The organism is Pseudofrankia inefficax (assembly GCF_000166135.1).
GTDB lineage: Bacteria > Actinomycetota > Actinomycetes > Frankiales > Frankiaceae > Pseudofrankia > Pseudofrankia inefficax.
Genome location: NC_014666.1, coordinates 7,126,847 through 7,149,091, shown reverse-complemented (window position 1 = coordinate 7,149,091; position 22,245 = coordinate 7,126,847). Strand labels below are relative to the sequence as shown.

The 22,245-nt window shown below is 72.9% G+C and carries 15 protein-coding genes; 8 read left to right on the top strand and 7 right to left on the bottom strand.

Annotated features, from left to right (window positions below):
- Window positions 1-6: 6 nt before the first annotated feature.
- On the bottom strand, window positions 7-1,962 hold the full coding sequence (locus tag FRAEUI1C_RS28820) for a nucleoside-diphosphate sugar epimerase/dehydratase (protein ID WP_013426901.1): 1,956 nt from the start codon (window positions 1,960-1,962) through the stop codon (window positions 7-9).
- Window positions 1,963-2,176: 214 nt separating this feature from the next.
- Here FRAEUI1C_RS28820 and FRAEUI1C_RS36760 point away from each other — a divergent pair, with 214 nt between their 5' ends.
- The 3 genes from FRAEUI1C_RS36760 (at window position 2,177) to FRAEUI1C_RS36755 (ending at window position 7,228) form a co-directional block, all read left to right on the top strand.
- Window positions 2,177-3,814, top strand: coding sequence for a tyrosine-protein kinase domain-containing protein (locus FRAEUI1C_RS36760; RefSeq protein WP_013426900.1), 1,638 nt, complete (start codon window positions 2,177-2,179; stop codon window positions 3,812-3,814).
- Window positions 3,811-6,024, top strand: a complete 2,214-nt coding sequence (locus FRAEUI1C_RS28810; RefSeq protein WP_013426899.1) for a DUF4012 domain-containing protein — start codon at window positions 3,811-3,813, stop codon at window positions 6,022-6,024. The genes FRAEUI1C_RS36760 and FRAEUI1C_RS28810 overlap by 4 nt, the downstream gene beginning before the upstream one ends.
- 97 nt (window positions 6,025-6,121) lie before the next feature.
- The gene (locus tag FRAEUI1C_RS36755) at window positions 6,122-7,228 is read left to right on the top strand and encodes a hypothetical protein (protein ID WP_013426898.1); all 1,107 of its coding nucleotides are present in this window, start codon (window positions 6,122-6,124) and stop codon (window positions 7,226-7,228) included.
- A gap of 147 nt (window positions 7,229-7,375) precedes the next feature.
- Here FRAEUI1C_RS36755 and FRAEUI1C_RS28800 read toward each other — a convergent pair whose 3' ends face one another.
- The 3 genes from FRAEUI1C_RS28800 to sdhC all read right to left on the bottom strand — a co-directional run bounded on the left by FRAEUI1C_RS28800 (window position 7,376) and on the right by sdhC (window position 11,070).
- Entirely contained in the window at window positions 7,376-8,140 is a 765-nt protein-coding gene (locus FRAEUI1C_RS28800) for a succinate dehydrogenase/fumarate reductase iron-sulfur subunit (RefSeq protein ID WP_013426897.1), read from the bottom strand.
- 1 nt (window position 8,141) lies between these two features.
- On the bottom strand, window positions 8,142-10,067 hold the full coding sequence (locus tag FRAEUI1C_RS28795) for a fumarate reductase/succinate dehydrogenase flavoprotein subunit (RefSeq protein ID WP_013426896.1): 1,926 nt from the start codon (window positions 10,065-10,067) through the stop codon (window positions 8,142-8,144).
- Window positions 10,068-10,170: 103 nt separating this feature from the next.
- Window positions 10,171-11,070, bottom strand: a complete 900-nt coding sequence (gene sdhC / locus FRAEUI1C_RS28790) for a succinate dehydrogenase subunit SdhC (protein ID WP_013426895.1) — start codon at window positions 11,068-11,070, stop codon at window positions 10,171-10,173.
- A 530-nt stretch (window positions 11,071-11,600) separates the two neighbouring features.
- On the opposite strand from sdhC, the gene FRAEUI1C_RS28785 reads away from it, so the two are divergent.
- Together FRAEUI1C_RS28785 and FRAEUI1C_RS36750 are read left to right on the top strand one after the other, a co-directional pair.
- Complete coding sequence (locus FRAEUI1C_RS28785; protein ID WP_013426894.1) at window positions 11,601-12,944, top strand: alkaline phosphatase PhoX; 1,344 nt, start codon at window positions 11,601-11,603, stop codon at window positions 12,942-12,944.
- Between the two features lie 120 nt (window positions 12,945-13,064).
- Entirely contained in the window at window positions 13,065-14,120 is a 1,056-nt protein-coding gene (locus tag FRAEUI1C_RS36750) for a LacI family DNA-binding transcriptional regulator (RefSeq protein WP_157735068.1), read from the top strand.
- 12 nt (window positions 14,121-14,132) lie between these two features.
- Here the strand turns inward: FRAEUI1C_RS36750 and FRAEUI1C_RS28775 are convergent, their stop codons facing one another.
- Window positions 14,133-15,158 (bottom strand): aldo/keto reductase, encoded by a 1,026-nt coding sequence (locus FRAEUI1C_RS28775; RefSeq protein ID WP_013426892.1) that lies wholly within the window; start codon window positions 15,156-15,158, stop codon window positions 14,133-14,135.
- A gap of 25 nt (window positions 15,159-15,183) precedes the next feature.
- On the opposite strand from FRAEUI1C_RS28775, the gene FRAEUI1C_RS28770 reads away from it, so the two are divergent.
- Window positions 15,184-16,302, top strand: coding sequence for an amidohydrolase family protein (locus tag FRAEUI1C_RS28770; RefSeq protein ID WP_013426891.1), 1,119 nt, complete (start codon window positions 15,184-15,186; stop codon window positions 16,300-16,302).
- Between the two features lie 264 nt (window positions 16,303-16,566).
- Here the strand turns inward: FRAEUI1C_RS28770 and FRAEUI1C_RS28765 are convergent, their stop codons facing one another.
- Window positions 16,567-18,348 carry an adenine deaminase gene (locus FRAEUI1C_RS28765; RefSeq protein WP_013426890.1) on the bottom strand — a complete coding sequence of 594 codons (1,782 nt, stop codon included), beginning with the start codon at window positions 18,346-18,348 and terminating at the stop codon, window positions 16,567-16,569.
- A gap of 383 nt (window positions 18,349-18,731) precedes the next feature.
- Between FRAEUI1C_RS28765 and FRAEUI1C_RS28760 the strand changes: the two genes are divergently transcribed.
- Together FRAEUI1C_RS28760 and FRAEUI1C_RS28755 are read left to right on the top strand one after the other, a co-directional pair.
- Window positions 18,732-19,457 carry an NADPH-dependent FMN reductase gene (locus FRAEUI1C_RS28760; protein ID WP_232425161.1) on the top strand — a complete coding sequence of 242 codons (726 nt, stop codon included), beginning with the start codon at window positions 18,732-18,734 and terminating at the stop codon, window positions 19,455-19,457.
- A gap of 207 nt (window positions 19,458-19,664) precedes the next feature.
- Window positions 19,665-20,927 (top strand): ABC transporter substrate-binding protein, encoded by a 1,263-nt coding sequence (locus FRAEUI1C_RS28755; RefSeq protein WP_013426888.1) that lies wholly within the window; start codon window positions 19,665-19,667, stop codon window positions 20,925-20,927.
- A 78-nt stretch (window positions 20,928-21,005) separates the two neighbouring features.
- On the opposite strand, the gene FRAEUI1C_RS28750 is transcribed toward FRAEUI1C_RS28755, so the two are convergent.
- On the bottom strand, window positions 21,006-22,202 hold the full coding sequence (locus tag FRAEUI1C_RS28750; RefSeq protein ID WP_013426887.1) for a CAP domain-containing protein: 1,197 nt from the start codon (window positions 22,200-22,202) through the stop codon (window positions 21,006-21,008).
- Window positions 22,203-22,245: the final 43 nt, after the last annotated feature.

Below are 22,245 nucleotides of genomic sequence, written 5' to 3'. Positions count from 1 at the left end.
CACTGCTCAGCGGCCGCGGTTCAGGGTGCTGGTCGGCTGGTGGGGGATGCGGGTCAGGCTGGCGGTGACGGCGGCGAGGTCGGCGTCGCGGCCCAGCTCCAGCAGCGCGGCGCGCACCTTCTCCTCGTCCGCCCACGGGTCCAGCTCGACGACGATGCTCGGGTCGAGCGCGGGCACCGGAACCTCGGAGATCAGCGGGTGGTGCGGCCGGTCGTCGGTCTCGCCCATGCCGAACAGCGCCTCGTGCAGCTTCTCGCCGACGCCGAGGCCGGTGTAGACGATCTCGGCCTTCTGACCGCCGGTCTTGGCCGCCGCGCGGGTGGCCAGCCGCTCGGCGACGTCGACGATCCGGACCGGTTCACCCATGTCGAGCACCAGCACGTCGCCGCCGGAGCCGATCGCCCCCGCCTGCAGCACCAGCTCGACCGCCTCCTGGACGGTCATGAAGTACCGGGTGACCTCCGCGTCGGTGACCGTCAGCGGACCGCCGGCGGCGAGTTGGCTGGCGAAGATCGTCAGCACCGAGCCGTTGCTGCCCAGCACGTTGCCGAACCGCACGCTGACGTACGGCAGCCGGTGCTCGGCGGCCACGTGCGCGGTGAGGCGTTCGGTGATCCGCTTCGAGTAGCCCAGCACGGACGACGGGTCGGCCGCCTTGTCGGTGGAGATGTTGACCAGCCGCTCGACCCCGCAGGCCGCGGCCGCCTCCAGCACGGACAGCGTCCCCCACACGTTGGTCTTCACCGACTCGCCGGGGAACCGCTCCAGCAGCGGCAGGTGCTTGAGCGCCGCGGCGTGGAACACGACCTCGGGCCGCCGCTCGGTGAACAGCGCGGAGATCATGTCGACGTCGCGGATGTCGCCGAGCACGACCGAGTCGTCGTCGAGCCCGGTGTGGCCGTAGAGCGAGAGCTGGACCGCGCGCAGCGCCGACTCGTCCCGGTCGAGCATGACCAGCTCGGCCGGGCCGTAGCGGTGGACCTGGCGGCACAGCTCGGAGCCGATTGACCCGCCTGCCCCGGTCACGAGCACCCGGCGGCCGGCCAGGTACCCGGCCGTGGTGGCGACGTCGGTGCGGATCTGCCGGCGGCCCAGCAGGTCGTTGATGTCGATCTCCCGGATGTCGGTGACGTCGACGTTGCCGCCGATCAGGTCAGCGACCCGGGGGAGCACCTTGACCGCGAGCCCCGCCGCCTCGGCCAGCTCGGTGACCTCGCGCAGCAGGGCCGCGTCCGCGCTCGGGATCGCGACCAGCATGGTCGCGGCGCCGGTGGCCCTGGCGATCGGCGCGATCGCGTCCCGACCGCCCCGGACCCGGACGCCGTGCAGCTGCAGGTTCCAGCAGCGCGGGTCGTCGTCGAGCAGCGCGACCGGGTAGTAGGGGCTGTCGGGAGTGCGCAGCATCGCGGCGAGCACCTGCTCGGCGCCCTCGCCCGCCCCGAACACGATCAGCGGCTCGGTGCCCTCGGGCACGGGGCGGCGCAGCCGTTCCTCGGTGAGGCGGTAGAGGTAACGCACCCCGAACATGATCGAGAGGGTGACCGTGCCCCCGAGCGGCGGCACCGACAGGGGGATCGGCCGCGGCTGGCCGAACGCGAAGACGGCGATCTCCAGGCCGATCACGGTCAGCGTGACCGAGGTCAGGATGCTGAGCACCTCCTCGAACCCGCCGAACCGGTAGCGGCCGAGGTAGAGGTGCAGCGCGGTGCCGACGAAGTGCAGCAGGCAGACGGCCAGCAGCACGATCACCCAGAACCCGGGGTCGCGCAGGTTCGACGCGTCGAAGTTGAAACGCCCGGTCTGGGCGGCGGCCAGGCCCGTCACCAGCGCCAGGCTGTCCAGGGTGATCTGGAGACCGACCCGCTGGCGGAGCTCGAGGCGCGATACGAGACGCGAGACGCGCCGCGCGGCTGCCGCCGTCCACTGCGGTTCACGCGTGCCGTCTACTCTACGTCTCCACATGACGCCATAGAGTAAGCGCAATCGATGGCGGATCCGTCGCTACCAAAGGGCCCCACTTGACGGGCGTGGCGGGGCTCGCCGCGGCAGAACCGCGTGTCCGGGACAGGCGGCGCAGACCCTCGGACACCCGGCGCAACCCGCCAGACGGGCGGCCCGGGCCGACCGGCGAACACGACCCGACGGCACACGACTAGACGAAAAGGGCGGGCGACGGGTGGAACTACGGGTGTACGCGCGCGTGCTGCGCCGTGGCTGGCTCCTCGTACTGACCCTCACGGCGGCCGGCGGGCTGCTCGCGGCGGTGGTGACCTGGCAGGCGACCAGGATGTACGCGGCGACCGTGACCATGGTGGTCTCCACCGCCGGCGGCGGCTCGACCGACCTGTCGGCCGACGAAGGCGGGCAGCTCTCCGCGCAGCGGGTCAGGTCCTACGCGAAGCTGGTCGCCAGCGACCGGGTCGCCGCCGCGGTGATCGGCCGGCTGCACCTGACCGAGAGCCCCGACCTGCTGCGTAGTCGGATCGTCACCCAGGCGGTGCCCGACACGCTACTGCTGCGGGTCAGCGTCCGCGACTCGAGCGCCCCGCGGGCCGAGCGTCTCGCGGATGCCGTCGGCACCGCGTTCTCCGCCGCGGTCGCCCAGGTCGAGGCGCCGGGCCCAGGCCAGCGGCCGGCCGCGCGGGTCACGGTCTGGGAGGCGGCGCGACCGCCCGCCGGCCCGGTGACGCCTCGGCCGGCGCGCAACCTGGCGCTCGGTCTGCTCTGCGGGATGGTCGCCGGCCTCGGCGCGATGTTCGTGCGGTACCGGCTCTTCAACACCCGCTGCGACCCGGCCGAGGCCGCGGCGATCACCGACCGGCCGGCCCTCGGGTCGATCGTCTTCGAGCCGGAGGCCGGCCGGCGCCCGTTGATCGTGCACGCGAGCCCGCACTCGCCGCGGGCCGAGGGCTTCCGTCAGCTGCGCGCCAATCTGCGGTTCGCGGCCGTCGACGGCGGGCCGCACTCGATCGTCATCACCAGTTCCGGGCCCGACGAGGGCAGGTCCACGACGTGCTGCAACCTGGCGATCACCCTGGCCCAGACCGGCGCCCGGGTCTGCCTGCTGGAGGGCGACCTGCGCCGGCCGTCCTTCGCCGGGTACCTGGGTGTCGACGCCGCCGCGGGGCTCACCTCGGTGCTGATCGGCGCCGCCAACCTCGACGACGTGCTCCAGCCCTGGCGTACCGGCCCGTACCTGGCCGCCGGGAACGCAGGCCCGTCCCTGGCCGCCGGGAGCTCAGGCCCGTCCCTGGCCGTCGGGAGTTCAGGCCAGGCGTTCGCCGCCGGTGGGCGGGGGTGGCTCGGCGACGGCTGCGTCGATGTGCTGCCGAGCGGCCCGATCCCGCCGGACCCGAGCGCGTTGCTGGGCTCGCGCGGGATGGCCGAGCTCCTGGACCAGCTCTCGCAGCGGTACGACCTGGTGCTCGTCGACGCGCCGCCGCTGCTCGCCACCCCCGACGCGGCGGTGCTGGCCGGCCGGGCCGGCGGCACCCTGCTCGTCGTCCGGATCGGCCGGACCCGGCGGGCGCAGCTACGCCGTGCGACGGCGGCCCTGCGGTCGGCCGATGCCCGGGTGCTCGGCACGGTGCTGAACATGGTCCCGTCGCGGGGTCTGACGGACGGGAGCCGGGGCCTGTTCGACGCATTCCCGCCGCTCGGCCGCCTCGCCAGGGTCGAGCTGCCCGTCGCCGGGCGGTCCGTCGTGGCGGGGACCGCCGAGGCTGACCGGCAGGCCGAGCCGGTCAGCCTCGCCTTCCTGCCCGACCAGCGCTCGGACGGGGAAAGCCTGATGACAGGGGCGACCACACGATGACGACGGACCGAGCCGGCGACCGAGCCGGCGTCACCAGCGCGCAGGCCGACCCGGACGGGCCGCCCAGCCTCGGCGCGGACGACCCACCGGAGGTGGGCGGCGAGACTGGCCGTGCCCAGGTGCCCGCGCAGCGCTCGCCAGGGAAGGCCCCGCGCCCGCCCGTCGGCGACGCCGCCACGCCGGTAGACGTGGCGGAAGCAGAGACGGTGATGTCGGCCGTGCCAGGCGAGGGCCCATCGGCCGGTGTGGCGCCAGCCGAACCGCGGGAGGCCGAACCGCTGGTGGCCGAACCTCAGGCGGCCGGCTCCGCGCCGGAGGGGAGACCACCGGGCGGACCCTGGCGGCGGGCGTTGGCGGCCGGGGCGCGGGCGGGGGCGTGGCCCGGCCGCGCGGTCCTCTGGCCGCGGCGGCGCGGGCGGGCGCTGCTGGTGGCCGCATGTGTCGCCGTCCCGGTGCTGGCCGTCATCGGCTGGGTGGGAGTGCGCGGGCTGCTTGCCTACCGCGAGCTGTCCGCCACCCGTTCGGACCTGAGCCGGCTCGAGCAGCGGCTGCTCGACGGCGACATCCCGCCGCCCGCCGAGCTCGCCGCAGAGGTGAGCCGGATCGACAGCCGCACCCACGCGGCCCGGGGCCTCACCGGCGACCCGGTGTGGTCCGCGGCCGGGCACCTGCCCGTCGTCGGCTGCCCGATGCGAGCGGCGCATGCCCTCGTCGTCGCCGTCGACGGGATGGCCGCGGCCGGGCTGCCGCCGATGGTCCAGGCGGCCGACGCGCTGAACCCGGCGTCGCTGCGGTCGGGAATGTCGATCGACCTGCCCGCGCTCGCCCGGAGCAAGGTGCCCGTCGACCGGTCCGCCGCGGCGGCCCAGCAGTTTCGCGCGGCACTCGGCGACGTCCCAGGCTGCGGCTGGACCGGCCGCACGCTGGGCCTCACACCGGCCCGCGACACGGCCGTGGCCCAGGCGCGCAGGCTCACCGGAGCCTTTGCCGGCCTGAAGCTCGCGATCCAGCTCGCACCACCGATGCTCGGCGGTCAGGGCGAGGTACGCCGCTACCTGTTGATCGTGCAGAACCCGGCCGAGTCCAGGGCCAACGGCGGCATCATCGGCGGGTTCGGGCTGCTCACGGCCCAGAACGGAAAGCTGAGCCTCGACAACATCGCCGGCAACGGGGCGCTGCCACAGCTGATGGCCAACTCGCCGCTGCGCACCGACCCGATGCTGCAGGCGGACCTGACCGCGCGCTACGGCCCGTATGAACCGACCCGAACCTGGGCCAACGCCAACCTGACGCCCGACTACCCGACGGCGGGCCGGTTCTACTCCGGCCAGTACCAGGCCGGCACCGGCGTCAGCGTGGACGGCACCATCAGCATCGACCCGACCGCGCTTTCCTATCTGCTGGGCGCCACGAAACCGGCTGTCATGCCGGACGGCAGAGTGATCACCGCGGGGAATCTCGTCAAGCTGGTCGAGTCGGACGCCTACTCGTTGATCAATGGTGAAGGCCCCCGCGACCAGTTCTTCGCCGACGTCGGTAAAGCGGTCTACCACGCGGTGACGGCTGGCGGTGGGAACACGGCCGGCCTGCTTGAGGCACTCGGGCGCTCGGTGAGCGAGGGTCGGCTGTTGGTGTCAAGCAACCACGCCGACGAGGAAAAAGTGCTGGCCACGACCTCGCTGGGGGGCGCGCTGCCCACCGGTCCCGGGCCTTTCCTGGCCGTGCTGACCCAGAACTCCGCGGCCAGCAAGCTCGACTACTGGACCCGTCGGACGGTCGACTACCGGTGGCAGCCGCGCCCGGACGGCAGCGGCATCGCGACCATTACCGTGCAGGTGCTCAACGCCGCTCCGGACGGCCTGCCCGACTACGTGCGCTACCGGCTGGACCTCGGCGGGCCGGGTGGAAACCCGGACGGGCAGAACAAAGTCTGGCTGTCCGTCTACACCGGTGTGGGCAGCCAGCTGCTGGCCGCCAGCCTCGACGGCCGGCCGACGACCCTGGACCGCGACACCGAGGACGGCCACCCCATCGCCTCGACGTTCCTGTCGCTGGACCGAGGAAAGCCTCGGACGCTCGTGCTGCAGGTCTGGGAGCCCGCGGGCGGGCCCGTGCTCACTGTGCGTCAACAGCCTTTGGTGAAGCCCGAGCAGTTCACCGTCGAGGGGCTGGCCGTTCGTCGCCCATGGTCACTCACTGCAAGCAACTGACCTCGCCAGGTGCGTGACACTCGGCGTCACGCTGCGTAACCTCCGCGTAGTCAATCCTCCGACTGCTTGTACTGATCACCCCATGGGGAGTGCCTCAATGAAACTCCGCGCGCTAGGAGTCGCGCTGCTCGCCAGCTGCGGGCTCGCGCTCGCCGTACTGCCGGCGTCCGTGGCCGCCGCGGTCGACGACCCAACCTCCGTGACCAGCCCGGTCACCTCGGATTTCAGTCCGCCGCCGGTGACTGGTCCGGACGACCCCGCGACCGGCATCGATCCCGCGGCGGTGACCGGTCCGGACCCGGTGACCGGCGCGGACCCGGCGGCCGTGACCGGTCCGGACGACCCCGGGATCAACCCGCCGCCGGCGCCTGACGACCCGAACTCGTCCATCCTCGACGACAAGAAGCACCCTGTTCCCGGCCCGTACCCGCCCTCCAAGAAGTGCGGCGGCCTCACCGGAAACCTCTCGGTGGACAGGTCCGTGGTCGTCGTCGGCGGGTCGGTCGTGTTCTCCGCGTGTGGCTTCATCCCGGGCGCGATCGTCACCATCGCGGTCAACGGCACCACCACCGGGACCGTCACCGCGGACAGCAACGGCGACATCGTCGGCCAGGCCGTGTTCACGGAGGTCGGCAAGGCCACCTTGACGGCCACCGGTGAGGGCAGCCAGAAGATCGGCATCCTCGGCGACATCGACAACGGCCCCGGCATCAACGTCGGCCTCGCCGCCCCGATGGACATGGGCATGGGGACCCAGTCGATCACCCGCATCGTCTCGGCCAAGATTGACGTCCTCGACCCCAACGGCAAGGACATCAACGGGACCTTCATCCCGATCCCGATCCCCATCCCGATCTTCATCGGCGGGAACGACGACAAGAACAACTGCATCGACGGCAACAAGGACGGTAAGGACGGCGTGAACACGCTGTCGGCCGTCGACGACAAGAACAACCTCGGCAAGGACGGCAGGAACGGCCTGAACTGCGTCGGTGCCGTCGGCGTCGGTGTCGTCGGTGTGGGTGTCGGCGCCGGTGGCGTCGGCGGTGCCGGTGCCACCCCGGCTGGTGGGGCGCTGCCCTTCACCGGTGTGGAGACCGGTGCCATGGCCTCCATCGCGTTCGCGCTGCTCGGCGGCGGTCTGCTGCTGCGGGTCGCGGCTCGGCGGCGGCGGAACACCCTCGGCGCGCACACCGAGGGCTGACGCAACTCGCACCTCGTAGAACATCGCACCTCGTAGAACAAGGAAGGGCCGCTCCCGCTATGCGGGGGCGGCCCGTTCCTCGTCCGCGGTCGGAAGCCGAGTCCACGGGCTCGGCTTCCGCCGTTTCCTTCGGTCAGGCTCCTTCGGTCAGGCGCCGTCGCCGGAGCCGCGGCGCAGCCGGCGGCCGATCGCGGCGATCGGGTCGTAGGTCGCGTCCACGACCCGCTCCTTGAGCGGGATGATGCCGTTGTCGGTGATCTTGATGTGTTCCGGGCAGACCTCGGTGCAGCACTTGGTGATGTTGCAGTAGCCGATGCCGGCCTCGGCTCGCAGCAGGTCGCGGCGGTCGTTGGTGTCCAGCGGGTGCATCTCCAGCTCGGCGTACCGGATCATCAGCCGCGGGCCGGCGAAGACCTGCTTCTTGTCCTCGTGGTCGCGGATGACGTGGCAGACGTTCTGGCACATGAAGCACTCGATGCACTTGCGGAACTCCTGGACGCGATCCACGTCCGTCTGCGCCATCCGGTGGTGCCCGTCGTCCCCGGTCGGCTTGCCAGGCGCGAAGGTGGGCACCTCCTCGGCCTTCTCGTAGTTGAACGTCACGTCGGTGACCAGGTCGCGCACCACCGGGAAGGTGCGCAGCGGGGTGATCGTCACCGTTTCGCCCGGCTCGAAGGTGTTCAGCCGGGTCATGCACATCAGCCGAGGCTTCCCGTTCACCTCCGCCGAGCAGGACCCGCACTTGCCGGCCTTGCAGTTCCACCGGACGGCCAGGTCGTTCGCCTGGGACGCCTGCAGCCGATGCACCGCGTCGAGGACGACCATGCCCTCCTCGACGTCGACGGTGAAGTCCTGCAGCCCACCGCCGTCGGCGTCACCGCGCCACACCCGCATCGCGAGCTCGTAGCCCATCTCAGCCGTTCCCTTCGTTGCTCGCCCCGGCAGCCGTCGGCGTCTCGGGTGGGGTGGTGCCGGCCGCGGCCGGTGCCGGAACGGCGGCGGGAGCCGCGGGGGCCGCCGACGTGTCGAACAGCTCCGCGAGGTCGGCCGGCATCTGCGGCAGCGGCTGGGCGGTGAGCTCCAGCTGGCCCGCCCGCAGTCGCAGCACGTGGTTGACCTTCGCGAACTCCGGGTCGGTGCCGGGGTAGTCGTCGCGGGTGTGCCCGCCCCGGCTCTCCTTGCGGGCCAGGGCCGCGGTCGCGACGCACTCGGCGACCAGCAGCATCGAGTTCAGGTCCAGGGCCAGGTGCCAGCCCGGGTTGTACTGCCGGTGGCCCTCGACGGCGACCTTCTCGGCCCGCTGGCGCAGCTCGCCGATCTTCTTGAGCGCCTCGGTGAGCTCGTGCTCGGTCCGGATGATCCCGACCAGCGACTGCATCACCGCCTGCAGGTCGGACTGCAGGGTGTACGGGTTCTCGGCGCCGTCGGTGCCGAGCCGCTCGAACGGCGCGAGTGCCGCGGCCGAGGTCTCGGCGAGCTGCGCCTCGTCGGCGGCCGGGCGCGCGTCCGGCGCGAGCGCCGCCGCGTAGCCGGCCGCGGCGGCGCCGGCGCGCCGGCCGAACACCACCAGGTCCGACAGCGAGTTGCCGCCGAGGCGGTTCGAGCCGTGCAGCCCCGCGGCGCACTCGCCGGCGGCGAACAGGCCGGGCAGCGTCGTCGCCTGGCTTTCCGGGTCGACCTTGATCCCGCCCATCACGTAGTGGCAGGTCGGGCCGACCTCCATCGCCTCCTTCGTGATGTCGACGTCCGCCAACTCCTTGAACTGGTGGTACATCGACGGAAGCCGCCGGCGGATCGTCTCCGGGTCGCGGCGCGACGCGATGTCGAGGAAGACGCCGCCGTGCGGGGTCCCGCGCCCGGCCTTCACCTCGGAGTTGATCGCTCGGGCGACCTCGTCACGGGGGAGCAGCTCCGGAGGCCGGCGGGCCGTCTTCTTGTCCGTGTACCAGCGGTCGGCCTCCTCCTCGGTGTCGGCCGTGTCCGCGGCGAACACCTCGGGGATGTAGTCGAACATGAAGCGCCGGCCCTCGGTGTTACGCAGCACTCCACCGTCGCCGCGCACGCCCTCGGTGACGAGGATGCCCTTCACCGACGGCGGCCAGACCATGCCGGTCGGGTGGAACTGCACGAACTCCATGTCCATCAGCGCGGCCCCGGCCCGCAGCGCGAGCGACTGGCCGTCGCCGGTGTACTCCCAGGAGTTCGAGGTCACCTGCCAGGATTTCCCGATGCCGCCGGTGGCGAGCACGACCGACGGCGCGTCGAACCGGACGAACGTGCCGGTCTCGCGCCAGTAGGCGAACACGCCGGCGATCCGCTCGCCGCCGCTCGCCGGGTCCGGCGCGGTCAGCAGCCGCTGCACGGTGCATTCCATGAAGACGTCGAGCTTCTTCGCGACCACGCGGTTCTGCAGCGTGCGGATCAGCTCCAGACCGGTGCGGTCGCCGACATGCGCGAGGCGCGCGTACCGGTGTCCGCCGAAGTCACGCTGAAGAATCTTGCCGTCCGGGGTGCGGTCGAAGACGGCGCCCCATTCCTCCAGCTCCCAGACCCGGTCCGGGGCCTCCTGCGCGTGGATCTGCGCCATGCGCCACTGGTTGAGCATCTTGCCGCCGCGCATGGTGTCGCGGAAGTGCACCCGCCAGTTGTCCTCGGGCCACACGTTGGCCATCGCGGCGGCCATGCCGCCCTCGGCCATCACGGTGTGCGCCTTGCCCAGCAGGCTCTTACAGACGATCGCGACGCGGGCGCCCTGCTCGTGCGCCTCGATCGCGGCCCGCAGCCCGGCTCCGCCGGCGCCGACCACCACGACGTCGTAGGTGTGTGTCTCGGCTGTCACAGCAGTTTCCTTCTTTCCTTTCCGACCGTGTGAGCGAAGGACCGCTCAGGGGACCTGGCCATGGCCACGCGAAAGGGCGACCTCCCGCGCGGTGCCGGTCGCCTCAGGAGATCCAGTGCGGGTCGGTGATGGTCCCGGAGGCGACCAGCCAGACGTAGAAGTCGGCCACCATGATCCAGAGCAGGCTCGCCCAGGCGAACCACATGTGATTGCGGTTGAGCACCGACAGCCGGGCCCAGATCCGCCGGCGCAGCGGCGCCTTGGACAGCAGCTTCAGCCCGCCGCCGCACAGGTGCCGGCAGGAATGGCAGGACAGCGTGTAGCACCAGATCAGCGCGGAGTTCACTACCAGGACCCCGGTGCCGACGCCGATGCCGAACCTCCCGCCCGGGAAGATGAAGGCGAGCACCGCGTCATACGTGAGCAGCCCGGCGAAGATGAGCGCGAAGTAGAAGAAGTAGCGGTGCGCGTTCTGCAGCAGCAGCGGGAACTTCGTCTCACCCGAGTAGCCGCGCCGCGCGTCCGGGACGGCACACGCCGGCGGGGCCCACCAGAACGACCGGTAGTACGCCTTCCGGTAGTAGTAGCAGGTCAGCCGGAACCCGAGCGGGAACAGCAGGATCAGGAACGCCGGCGAGACCGGGTCGATGTTGCCGAAGATGTGCGGCGACGCGTCGTCGGTGCAGTTGGCCGACAGGCACGGCGAGTAGAACGGCGACAGGTACGGCTTGGCGAAGTAGTTGCCGTCGCGCAGCGCGGCCCAGATGCCGTACACGGTGAACCCGGTCAGCACGGCCACGGTGAACACCGGGGCGACCCACCAGTTGTCCTGGCGCAGCGTCCGCGCCTCGACGGCGGCACGCGGCCTGGGTACCGGTCTGGGGCGCGCGGGCGTGGCCGCGCCGCTGGGTGCCGCCGCCCCGTTGGGCGAGGCCGCGCTGGTCGGCGGTGCGGTGGACGGGGCCGGGTCCGCGACCGGCGCGGGTCTGGTCCGAACGGGCATGTTTGTTGTCTCCTCGGCTGTGCCATCCAGGGCCAACGGCGGCCTGGTGTCGCGATGGGCTTCCCGGCCCGCTGGCGCGGAGCCGCTCGGGAGCCCTGCGGGAAACGCGGATGCCGCGCGGGCGCACCCGGAGGCGGCCGCGCGCGGCCCGCGACGCGCGGCTGCGCGGACCCTCCGGCCCCGGAAAGCGGGGCACGCCTATACCTGACTGCTTAGGCGCAGAGGGTCCGTGTGCTGCACATCACGGCCCACGGCGCAGTCTGGCCGAACTCCGATCGGATGACCAGAGTCTGCGCGGAACGTGTTCTCGTTTCTCGCTCGTCGGCCGTACGCCTGTCCGGCTGGCGGCGCGGGGGACCACCTGTCACCTGCGCGGCACCGCGGTGGAGGCCCTGCCCCCGAGCGGATCGGCTCGCCGAGACGCCGGTGCGCCAGCCCGAAGAGTTCTACTCGTCTGTAGCCGTTCGCGTTGGTGTCGCCTCGCGGCCACGTTGGGCTGGAAACCTGACGGCCGGCGAAGGAGGCTCTACATGTCTGTAAATCGTCGTCAGCTTCTCGGTACCGGCGCCGCCGGCCTGGGCATCGTCCTGTCCGGTGCCGCGGGCTCGGTCTTCGGCGCTCCCGCCCAGGCGGGCGGCCCACAGGGCACCGGCAAAGGCCCGGCCTTCAAGGGATACGGCGACCTGGTCGCCGACCCGAACGGCGTCTGTGACCTGCCGGCGGGATTCAGCTACACGAAGGTCTCCGTCCAGGGAACCCCGCTCGCCGGCGGCGGGCTCAGCCCGACGTTCCAGGACGGCATGCACACGTTCGCGGCCGGCCGGCACACCGCGATCGTGCGCAACCACGAGCTCACCCACGAGGCGACCTACCCCGTCCCGCACGTCGCGGGCCTCGTCTACGACGAGGGCGCCGACGGTGGGAACACGGTCCTCGTGGTCGACGGCGGCCGGCTGCTCTCGGAGAAGGTCGGGCTGGCCGGCACGGTCCGCAACTGCGCCGGCGGCCCGACGCCCTGGGGCACCTGGCTGACCTGCGAGGAGACCGAGCTCACCCCGACCGACGACGCCAAGCTGACCAAGCGGCACGGCTACGTCTTCGAGGTCGATCCGTTCGGCCGGCTGCGCGACGCGGCCCCGGTGCCACTGGCCGCGCTCGGCCGCTACGCCCATGAGGCCGTCGCGATCGACCCCCGGACCGGCATCCTCTATCTGACCGAGGACGCCTCCGGCCCGTTCGGCCTCGTCTACCGGCTCCTGCCGAAGCGCCCACTCGGCGGCCCGGGCAGCCTGCGCGCGGGTGGCCGGCTGCAGGCGCTGTTCGCCGGCGGCCTCGCCGACCTGTCCGCCGTCACCACCCTGGGCACGAAGCTCGCGGTGAAGTGGGTGGACGTGCCGGACCCCGACGCGGCCACGACCTCGGTGCGCAAGCAGTTCGCCGACGGCACCGTCTCCCGGGTGCCGAAGGCCGAGGGCATCTATTTCCGCGACGGCTCGGCGTACTTCGTCTCCAGCTACGCCAAGGCGGCCCCGGCCGCTGGCCTGCACGAGGGCCAGGTCTGGCGGTATGACCCACGGGCGAACACCATCGAGCTGGTACTGCGGTTCGCGCCCGGTGGGCAGTTCGACGGGCCGGACAACATCCACATCTCGGCCTGGGGCGAGATGATCCTCTGTGAGGACGGTGACGGCGACAACCACCTCGTCGTCGTCGGGGACGACGGCAAGCCCTACCCGCTGGCTCGCTCCGTCAGCCAGGCCGAGTTCGCGGGAGCGACCTTCTCCCCCGACGGGGTGTGGCTCTACGCCAACATCCAGGAGGACGGCCTCACCCTTGCCATCAAGGGGCCCTGGGTGCCTGGGCGCCGCCGGTAGCCCGCGCCGGACCGGTCCCCCGCCCGGCTGGCTCTGCGCCGCCTGGCCCAGAGCCAGCCGGGCGGGCTGGCTGGTTCGCGGGCGTGGACCAGGCGTCGGTCGCGGGCCGACACTGAGGTCATGAATCACATGGCGGCTGGCGGTGGCTCGGCGTCCTCGGCCGGCGGCCCAGGCCGTGGCGGCCGCCCGACGGTCGAGGACGTGGCGGCCGCGGCCGGAGTGTCGCGGGCGACCGTCTCCCGAGTGCTCAACGGCAGCCCCCGGGTCCTACCGGCGACGCGAGAGCGGGTCCTGGAGGCCGCGGCGGAGCTGGGTTTCGTACCGAGCGCCGCGGCCAGGGCGCTGGCCGGCGGCCGGGGTGACCGGGTGGCGGTCGTGGCGATCTCGCATCCGGGCTGTCTGGAGGAGGACCGTTTCTTCGGGACGGTCACAGCCGCGGCGGCGCAGGCGGCCGGCGAGATCGGCCTCGGCGTCTTCCTGCGGCGGGTGGCGCCCGGCGATTTCGGGGCGCTGCGCGCGCTCGCCGCCGATCGTGAGATCGCCGGTCTGATCGTGATCAACCCGGGCCGCGGCGCGCTTGGCGCGCTGCCGGCCGCGGTCGCGCGGCGCACCGTGACTCTGGGCGCCTGCGCGCCCGAGGTGGCCGCCGTCGACGTCGACAATCCGCGGGCTACCCGGGCGGCGCTCGCCCACCTGACCGCTCTCGGCCGCCGTCGGGTCACCCTGGTGGTCGGCCCCGGAGACCTCCCGTGCGTGCGGGAACGGACCGAGGCCTATCACGCCCACCAGGCCGCGATCGGGCAGCCTGACCGTCTCGTACGCGCGCGGCTCGGCATGCCGGACGCGGCCCGGGCCCTGGAGACGTCCTTCGACCTGGACGGACCGCCGGAGGCGATCTTCGCGGCCGGCGACGGCCTGGCGGACGCCGTCATCGAGGTCTGCCGGCGTCGCGGGCTGCGGGTCGGCGACGACGTGACGGTCGTCGGGTTCGACGACGAGCCGCCGCCCCGGCGCCCGGCCGGCACCGCCTACGCCGCCGTACGCAGCCCGGTGCCAGCCATCGCGACGGCGGCGCTGAGGATGATCGCCTCGGGTGACACGGGTGCCGAGCAGCGCAGGCTGCCGCCCGCGCGGATCGGCCTGCGAGCCGTGGGCGCGGCGAAGCGGCCTGGGTGACCCCGCCGGGCCCTACCGGCGACGCAGCCCCGGCTTGGCCAGGGACGGCGAGCTCCAGCCGGCGTCGGCCGGGTTGACGTTCGTACCCGGCGGGACCAGCTCGTCGATGCGGTCGAGGGTCGCGTCGTCGAGCGTCACGTCGGCCGCGGTCAGCTGGCTTTCCAGGTGCTCCATCGTGCGCGGGCCGATGATCGCGGACGTCACGGCCGGGTGGCGGATGACGAACGCGATCGCCAGCTCGATCAGGCTGATCCCGGCCTCGGCGGCCACGTCGGCCAGTTCGATGGCGAGCTCGGCCTTACGACGGTTGGTCGGGATCGACATGTCGAACCGCTGCGGAATCCGCTCGGCCCGGCTGCTCGTGACGTCCAGTCCGCCGCCGCGCGTGTACCGGCCGGAAAGGTAGCCACCGGCCAGCGGGCTCCACGGCAGCACGCCCATGCCGTACTTCTGCGTGACCGGCAGCAGGTCGGCCTCGATGCCGCGGACCAGGATCGAGTAGGGCGGCTGCTCGGTGACGAAGCGCTCCCGGCCGCGCTTCTCGGCCACCCACTGCGCCTCGACCACCTCGTGGGCCGGGAACGTCGAGCTGCCGAAGTAACGGATCTTGCCGGCCCGGACCAGGTCGGTGAGCGCGCCGAGGGTCTCGTCGATCTCGGTCGTCGGGTCGGGCCGGTGCACCTGGTAGAGGTCGATGTGGTCGGTGCCGAGGCGGCGCAGGCTGTTCTCGCACTCCTGGATGAGCCAGCGCCGGGACAGGCCGCCCCGGTTCGGGCCCTCGCCCATCGGCATGTACGCCTTCGTCGCCAGCACGACGTCGTCGCGGCGGCCGGCAAGCGCCTTGCCGACGATCGTCTCCGACTCGCCGGCCGAGTAGACGTCGGCGGTGTCGATGAAGTTGACCCCCGCGTCCAGGGCCCGGTGAATGATCTTTATCGACTCGTCGTGGTCGGGGTTGCCCCAGGCGCCAAACATCATCGCGCCCAGGCACAGTGGTGTAACCCGCACGCCAGTGCGGCCGAGTACTCGATAGTTCATCGTCACGTGGGTTAAGCATTGTCGCGTGGCGAACACATGGCAAACAGGGGGCCGGCGGCCGGAGGTCCTCCATGTCGTCGGCCGGGTCCTGGTCGGGCCGACGGAGATCCGTGACGAGCTGTGGGTCGTCGGCGGCCGGATCACGTTCGACGCTCCCATCGGCCCGGCCGACATCCGGACCATCCGGGGCTGGGTGCTGCCCGGGCTGGTCGACGCCCACTGCCATGTCGGCCTCGGCAAGCAGGGGGCGGTCGACCACGAGACCACCCTGGCCCAGGCGGTGGCCGACCGGGACGTCGGCGCCCTGCTGCTGCGCGATGCCGGCTCCCCGGCCGACACCCGCTGGATCGACGACCGCGACGACCTGCCCCGACTCGTCCGGGCCGGCCGGCACATCGCCCGCAGCCGTCGCTACATCCGTAACTACGCCGAAGAGGTCGAGCCGGACGGCCTGGCCGCCGAGGTGGTCCGGCAGGCCGGCCGGGGCGACGGCTGGGTGAAGCTCGTCGGCGACTGGATCGACCGCTCGCTCGGCGACCTCGCGCCCTGCTGGCCGCCCGTCGCCGTCGCCGAGGCGATCGCGGCCGCGCACGCCGCCGGCGCCCGGGTGACCGCGCACTGCTTCGCCGAGGACTCGCTGCCCGCGCTCGCCGCCGCGGGCATCGACTGCGTCGAGCACGCGACGGGCCTGTCCGACGACACCATCGCCGTGTTCGCGGCCCGCGGCATCGCGATCGTCCCGACGCTGGTCAACATCGCCACGTTCCCCGAGATCGCCGCGCCGGCCGAGGACCGGTTCCCCCAGTACCACAAGCACATGCTCGCGTTGCATGCCCGTCGGTACGCGACCATCGGCGCTGCCTACGAGGCGGGCATCCCCATCTACGTCGGCACCGACGCGGGCGGCTCGCTGCCCCACGGCCTGGTCGGGGCCGAGGTCGCCGAGCTGGTCAAGGCCGGTCTGCCCCCGCTCGCCGCCCTCGCGGCCGCGACCTGGTCGGCCCGAGCCTGGCTCGGCTTCCCCGGCCTGGACGAGGGCGCCCCCGCCGACCTCGTCGTCTACCCCGAGGACCCCCGCGTCGACCCCGCCGTCCTCGCCGCCCCCGACCTCATAGTCCTGCGCGGCCAGCCACTCACGGGATAGGGCCTGGACCATCCCGGCGTCTGACGCTTGCGGTCGCGGGCCGATCCGGTGCGTCGGCGGTTCGGCCGGCAGCGGGGCGGACTTCATCGAGCCGGAGTGTGCTCGCAGCCCGCGCCGCCCTCCCCGATCGGCCGCCCCTCCGGGTGATCGCGGTTTGCGCCCTCCCATGGTCGCAATCGAGGCCGCCCGGCAACCACGGGAGGGCGCAAACCACGATCAAGGCCGTCCGGGCGCCGGGCGCCGGGCGGGAGGCGGGGTTGGTGGTCAGGCGAGGATGGGGGAGGGGATGAGCTGGCCGGTGGTGCCGTCGATGAGGCCGAGGTCGGTGACGTGCGGGCCGGGGAGGCAGGCCAGGGCCGCGACCATCACGTGGAACAGCGGCTGGGTGAGCAGGTGCAGGTCGAGGCCGATCTCCTGGGCCGCGTCGGTCAGTGCCCGCTGGGCGGCGGCGACGTCGGGGGCGGCCAGCGGGGAGAGGATGCCGGCGATCGGCAGCGCGATCGACGCGGTGACCACGCCGCCGGACGCGACGGCGACACCGCCGCCGGTCGCGATCACCGCGTTGGCCGCCGCGGCCATGTCGACCGGGTCGCGGCCGAAGACGACCAGGTTGTGGGTGTCGTGCGAGACCGACGTGGCGATCGCTCCGGTCCACTCGCCCCAGCCCGAGATCAGCGCGGCCTGTGGCCGCGCGGAGATCCGGCCGTGGCGGTGGGCCGTCAGCTGGAGCATGTGCCCCGGCGGTGGGACGACGACGCCGTCGCGGACCTCGGCCTCGACCTCGCCCCACTGGGTGAAGATCGGCCCGGCGAGCACCCGCAGCCGGGCGGTGCCGTTCTCGGTACCACCTGGCAGGTCGCCGACGCGCAGGACCATGTCGGCCGGCGTCACTGGGCCGATCTTCATGGTGTCCAGTGGCGGCTCGCTGGGGCCCTCCACGACGTCGACCAGCATCAGCCCGCCGGAGGCGACATGACGCCCGGCGGTGAAGACGTCGTCGACCGTCACCGTCGCCAGGTCGGAGAGCACGATCAGGTCGGCCTGCCGGCCGGCGGCGACCAGGCCGAGGTCGGTGCGCTGCAGGCGGTAGGCCGCGTGGTAGGTCGCGATCCGCAGCGCCCGCACCGGGTCGAGGCCGAAGCCGACCAGGCGGCGCAACAAATGGTCGACGCCGCCGTCGGTGAGCAGAGTGAGCGCGAACAGGTCGTCGGTCGCCGCGCACAGGTGGGTCGGCAGCTCCGGCAGCGCGTTCAGCTCGGCGACCAGGCCGGGCAGCAGGTGCTCGAACGCGCCGCGCAGCTCGACGGTCATCCCGCTGCGCAGCTTCTCCATCGCGTCCGGCTCGGCGACGATCTCGTGGTCCGAGGTGATCCCGGCGGACAGGTACGCCTGCAGCTCGGGGCCGCTCAGGCCGGCGGCGTGGCCACTGACGATCTTTCCGCTGGCCAGCCCGGCGGCGACGACGTCGACCATCCGGCCGTCGCTGGTCAGCACGCCGAGCAGGTCCATCACCTCGGCGAGGCCGCCGACCTCGGGCCAGGCGAGCATCTCGGCGACGTCCGGGCCGTGCAGGTCCGCGCCGGACAGCTCGAGACCCGGCATCGGCGGCACGCACGACGGCGCCTGCACGATGAACCGGACCGGCAGGCCGCGGCTCGCCTCGACGGCGTAGCGCACCCCGGCGAGGCCGGCGACGTTCGCCAGCTCGTGCGGGTCGCCGAAGATCGTCGTTGTGCCGCGCGGGCAGACGGCGCTGGCGTAGGCGCCGGGCGTCAGCATCGAGCTCTCGAAGTGGACGTGCATGTCGACCAGGCCGGGGGCGACGAACCGGCCGGTCGCGTCGAACACGTCCAGGGCGTCCGTCCGGCTGCCGGTGGGGTGCACCGACGCGATCAGCGGCCCGACCAGCCCGACGTCGGCGGGGCGCACCTCGCAGGTGCCGACGTCCACGACGCTGCCCCCGGTGATCAGCAGGTCGAACGGGCCGGCGCCCCGAGCGGCGTCGACGGCGCGCTGGCGGATGGCCGGGTCGACAGGATCGTTCATGCCGAGCAACGTAAGACCGCCCTGTTACGGCCACAAGACGACCGGTTGGCCGTTCGTTACGCTCATTGCCGGCTAGAACCGATTGCGACCGAGAACGGGCGGCGACCGAAAGAGGTTGCGCGCCCGGCCGCGTTGCGACTTAGAACACGTTGTCCGTCTGCGTCCGACCGGGGTGCCGAACCTGTGTCCACGGGCGGTCCTTTGTGGAGCGCAGGGTCGCCGGACCAACACCAAGCGCGAACCGAGCGAGAACGGGGCATGCGACGGCCACCGGAACACCATCGGACAGACATGCCCATGACCCGCGCATTCTCCGTGCTCAGCGCCGCCATACGCTCAATCTGTCAATATCTGCCAACAGCCGGTCGTGAGGGAGCGTGCGGGTGGACGGCTTCGGGACCATTCCGGCCTCGGTACGCGACGGCTCTCCGTTGGCGGTCCGACGCCCCACGGGCGCACCGAGCGAGCTTGGCGGTGACCGCGGGATGGGGCCGGGGCTGGAGCGCCGCAATCCGGGCGTCGGGCCGGGCCAGTCCGGGCGGCGTCGGCCACTGATCGTCGGCCTTGGCGGCTCGCCGCGGGCCGACGCGCCGACGATGCGGGCGCTGGGCGCGGCGATCAAGATGGTGGCGCAGGCCGGTGCCGAGACGGTCATCCTGAGCCTCGCCGAGCTGGAGCTGCCGCCCTACCAGCCGGACAGCGGCGAGCGCTCCGCGGGAGCCCGCCGCCTCATCGGCGAGATCGGGCGCGCCGATGGCCTGCTCATCGCCGCCCCGGACTACCTCGGCGGCACGTCGAGCCTGGTCACGAACGCGCTCGACTACCTGTGGGACCTGCGGGACGCGCCGAGGCCGTGCCTGGAGGCTCGGCCGGTCGGGCTGCTGGCCTGCGACGAGGGCCCTGGTGCCGGCGGTGCGCTGCCGGCGCTGCGTGCCCGCGTGCACGCGCTCGGCGGCTGGCCCACCCCGCTCGGGATCAGCCTGAGCAAGCACGAAAGCGCGGCGATCGACCCGTACGGCGCGATCGCGAACCCGTCCGTGGCCGACCGCTTCGAGACGCTGACCGACCAGGTCATGGGCTTCGCCTACGCGTGGTCGCACCTGATCTGACGCGAGGCCGCGTCGGACCGACCCAGCCTGGCGCCGACCGCGACCAGGCCACTACGGCGCGGTGCGCGCGGTACGCGGGCGCGGGCGATGTCGACCACCCACACCCCGGTGGCGGATCCGGCCCGGCTACGGTGTCGTTGCTCGGCCCAGCGGGCCAAGGACTCCGGCGGCCCAACGGGTTCCGCGGGAACGACGAGGAGGTCCCAGGTGGGACGACGGCACACGCTGCGCCTGGCAGCCGCGGCGCTCGGCGCCGCGCTGGCTCTGGCCGCGTGCAGCGAGTCCGGGAGCGGCGACGGCACCGGGAGCGGCGCGACCGCGGTCGCAGCGGGCGCAGCGGTCAAGCTCATGGTCATCGCGCCGACCGGGACGGCCGGCTCGAACTACCCGGACATCGTCGGCGCGACCAAGGCCGCGGTGCGTGGCCTGAACTCCCGCGGCGGGATCAAGGGCCACCCGGTCGAGCTCGTCTACTGCAACGAGAAGAACGACGCGGAGACGGCCAAGTCCTGCGCGAACCAGGCGGTCAGCGACCACGTCCTCGCCGTCGTCAACGAGGTCAGCGCCAGCGGCGGCATCATGCCGATCCTGGAGGCCGCGCACATCCCGTCGATCGGCTCGGCCGGCATCTCGATCGACGGCTCGGAGCTGTCCTCCTCGGTCAGCTTCATGCTCAGCCCGCTGACCTACTACCCGGCGGTCTGCCCCGCGCTGCTCAAGGCGGCCGGCGCGACGAAGCTCGGCGCGGTCGGCTACAGCCTGCCGCAGGTCGACCGGCTGATGAAGATGGCCGAGCTCGGCGCCAAGCAGGCCGGGTCCCCGCTCGTCATCGAGCCGCGGGTCCCGATCGACACCAGCGACTTCACCCCGACGGCGACCCAGGTCAAGCGGGCCGGCGTCGACGGGACCGTGCTGGTCGTCGTCGACCAGGGCGCCTACGCGGAGGTCAAGGCCGGCGGCTCGACCGGCCAGAAGTACTGCCACGCGATGGGCGTCCTGTCCCGCGACTGGCTGACGCAGGAGGGAACCGCGGCCAACGCGCTGGTCTTCGCGAGCGCCTTCCCCGAGCTGAGCCAGGCCACCCAGTACCCGGAGATCGCCCGGGCGGTCAAGGAGCTCGACGCCGAGGTCAAGGCCGGTGACCCGGACGCGGCGCTGCGGACCAGCTCGACGAACACGATCGGTGCCTGGCTGTCGGTGCAGATCGTCGAGAAGGTCGCCGACGCCATCCCCGGCGACGCGCTGACGTCGACCGCGCTGCTCGACCAGCTGAACAAGACCTCGAACCTGGACCTCGGCGGTATCACCCCGGCGTTGAACTTCACCAAGCCGTCGCCGATCCCCGGCGCGCAGCGGCTGTTCAACACGACGATGCGCGGTGTCCGCTGGGACGCGGCGACCAAGACCTACGTCCCGCTCGGCACCCAGAGCTACGACGCGCTGAAGATCCTGGAGCAGGCCGGAGCCTGATCGACCGGCCTCCCGAGCCGCGGCGGTGATCCGCCGCCGCGGCTCGCCGCCAGCGGCGGCGAACTCACGCTGGCGGCCTCACCAGGCCCGCGGCGTGCCGAACACCTGGGTCCAGTAGCAGCCGTAGACGTCGGCGCTGGGCGAGTAGCCGACGCCGATCTGGGTGATCTCGGGCAACAAGATGTTGCGCCGGTGGCCGGGGCTGTTCATCCAGCCGGTGACCACCTCGGCCGGGGTCCGCTGGCCGGCGGCGATGTTCTCGGCGACGGTTCCGAACCGGTAGCCGAGCGCGGTGACCCGGTCGGCGACCTGCAGGCCGTCCGGGTTGCGGTGGTCGAAGAACCGGCGGGCTGCCATGTCCGCGCTGTGCGCGGCGGCAGCCCTGGCCAGCAGCGGTTCCGGAGCCAGCGGCGGCAGCCCGTTCAGCTGGCGCTGCTGGTTGGTCAGCATGACCACCTCCGCGAGCGGGTCGCGGCCGAGCGGCTGCGCCCACTGGCCCGGCTCGGGAGACGGGCCGTAGACCCCGAACACCCGGGCGCGCCCCTGCCCCGACCAGGGCGAATGGTCGGAGGGCGACTCGGGAACCAGCGGTGGCGGCGTCATGAGCGGTGGCGGCACCGGGACGGCGGTGGGAATCGAGCCGGGGACCGACGGGTCGGGCCCAGGGCCTGACCACGGCGGGCCCGTTGGTACCGGGGCGTCGCTCGGGCGCCGGCCAGCCGGGACCGGGGGGACGGCCGGCGCGGGGCCGGGGGAGTCGTCCACGTCGACGCCGAAATCGCGGGCCAGCCCGGCCAGGCCGTCCGCGTAGCCCTGGCCGATCGTCCGGACCCGCCACCCGCCCGCGCGCCGGTAGATCTCGCCGACCAGCAGCGCCGTCTCCGGGCCGAGCCGCGGCGGGACGAGCCGGACCGCGGCGGCGCCAGCGCTGTCATACACCGTCGCCGTCGGTGCCGGCAGCCGGCCGAACGGGGTGCTCCCGTCGGCGGGGCTCGCGACCAGCATCACCCGCTCGGCACCGGCCCGCAGCCGGCCCGGCTCGAGCGTCACCTCGTCCGCGCCGATCAGGACGGCGCGGCCGGGACCGGCGGGCCGGGCCGAGGTGAGCCGGACGCCGCGGGTCGACGGCTGGTTGTAGAAGACGAAATCGGCGTCGCCACCGACCCGGTCGTCGGCCCCGATGACCAGCGCTGACAGGTCGAACGGCCCGGGCAGCCGCACCTGGACCACGCCGTGCGGTAACGGTCCGTTCGCTCCCGCGACCAGCTCGAGCATCCGTAACTCCCCTCCCTCGTTCAACGAACGACGCCGGCCCCGG

Excerpts from the sequence above, each read along its gene's own strand:
- FRAEUI1C_RS28775 (WP_013426892.1), bottom strand. The coding sequence starts at position 15,158 with ATGAACTATCGAGTACTCGGCCGCACTGGCGTGCGGGTTACACCACTG.
- FRAEUI1C_RS28820 (WP_013426901.1), bottom strand. The coding sequence starts at position 1,962 with ATGTGGAGACGTAGAGTAGACGGCACGCGTGAACCGCAGTGGACGGCG.
- FRAEUI1C_RS36750 (WP_157735068.1), top strand. The coding sequence starts at position 13,065 with ATGAATCACATGGCGGCTGGCGGTGGCTCGGCGTCCTCGGCCGGCGGC.
- FRAEUI1C_RS36755 (WP_013426898.1), top strand. The coding sequence starts at position 6,122 with ATGAAACTCCGCGCGCTAGGAGTCGCGCTGCTCGCCAGCTGCGGGCTC.
- FRAEUI1C_RS28800 (WP_013426897.1), bottom strand. The coding sequence starts at position 8,140 with ATGGGCTACGAGCTCGCGATGCGGGTGTGGCGCGGTGACGCCGACGGC.
- FRAEUI1C_RS28785 (WP_013426894.1), top strand. The coding sequence starts at position 11,601 with ATGTCTGTAAATCGTCGTCAGCTTCTCGGTACCGGCGCCGCCGGCCTG.
- FRAEUI1C_RS28765 (WP_013426890.1), bottom strand. The coding sequence starts at position 18,348 with ATGAACGATCCTGTCGACCCGGCCATCCGCCAGCGCGCCGTCGACGCC.
- FRAEUI1C_RS28810 (WP_013426899.1), top strand. The coding sequence starts at position 3,811 with ATGACGACGGACCGAGCCGGCGACCGAGCCGGCGTCACCAGCGCGCAG.
- FRAEUI1C_RS28750 (WP_013426887.1), bottom strand. The coding sequence starts at position 22,202 with ATGCTCGAGCTGGTCGCGGGAGCGAACGGACCGTTACCGCACGGCGTG.
- sdhC (WP_013426895.1), bottom strand. The coding sequence starts at position 11,070 with ATGCCCGTTCGGACCAGACCCGCGCCGGTCGCGGACCCGGCCCCGTCC.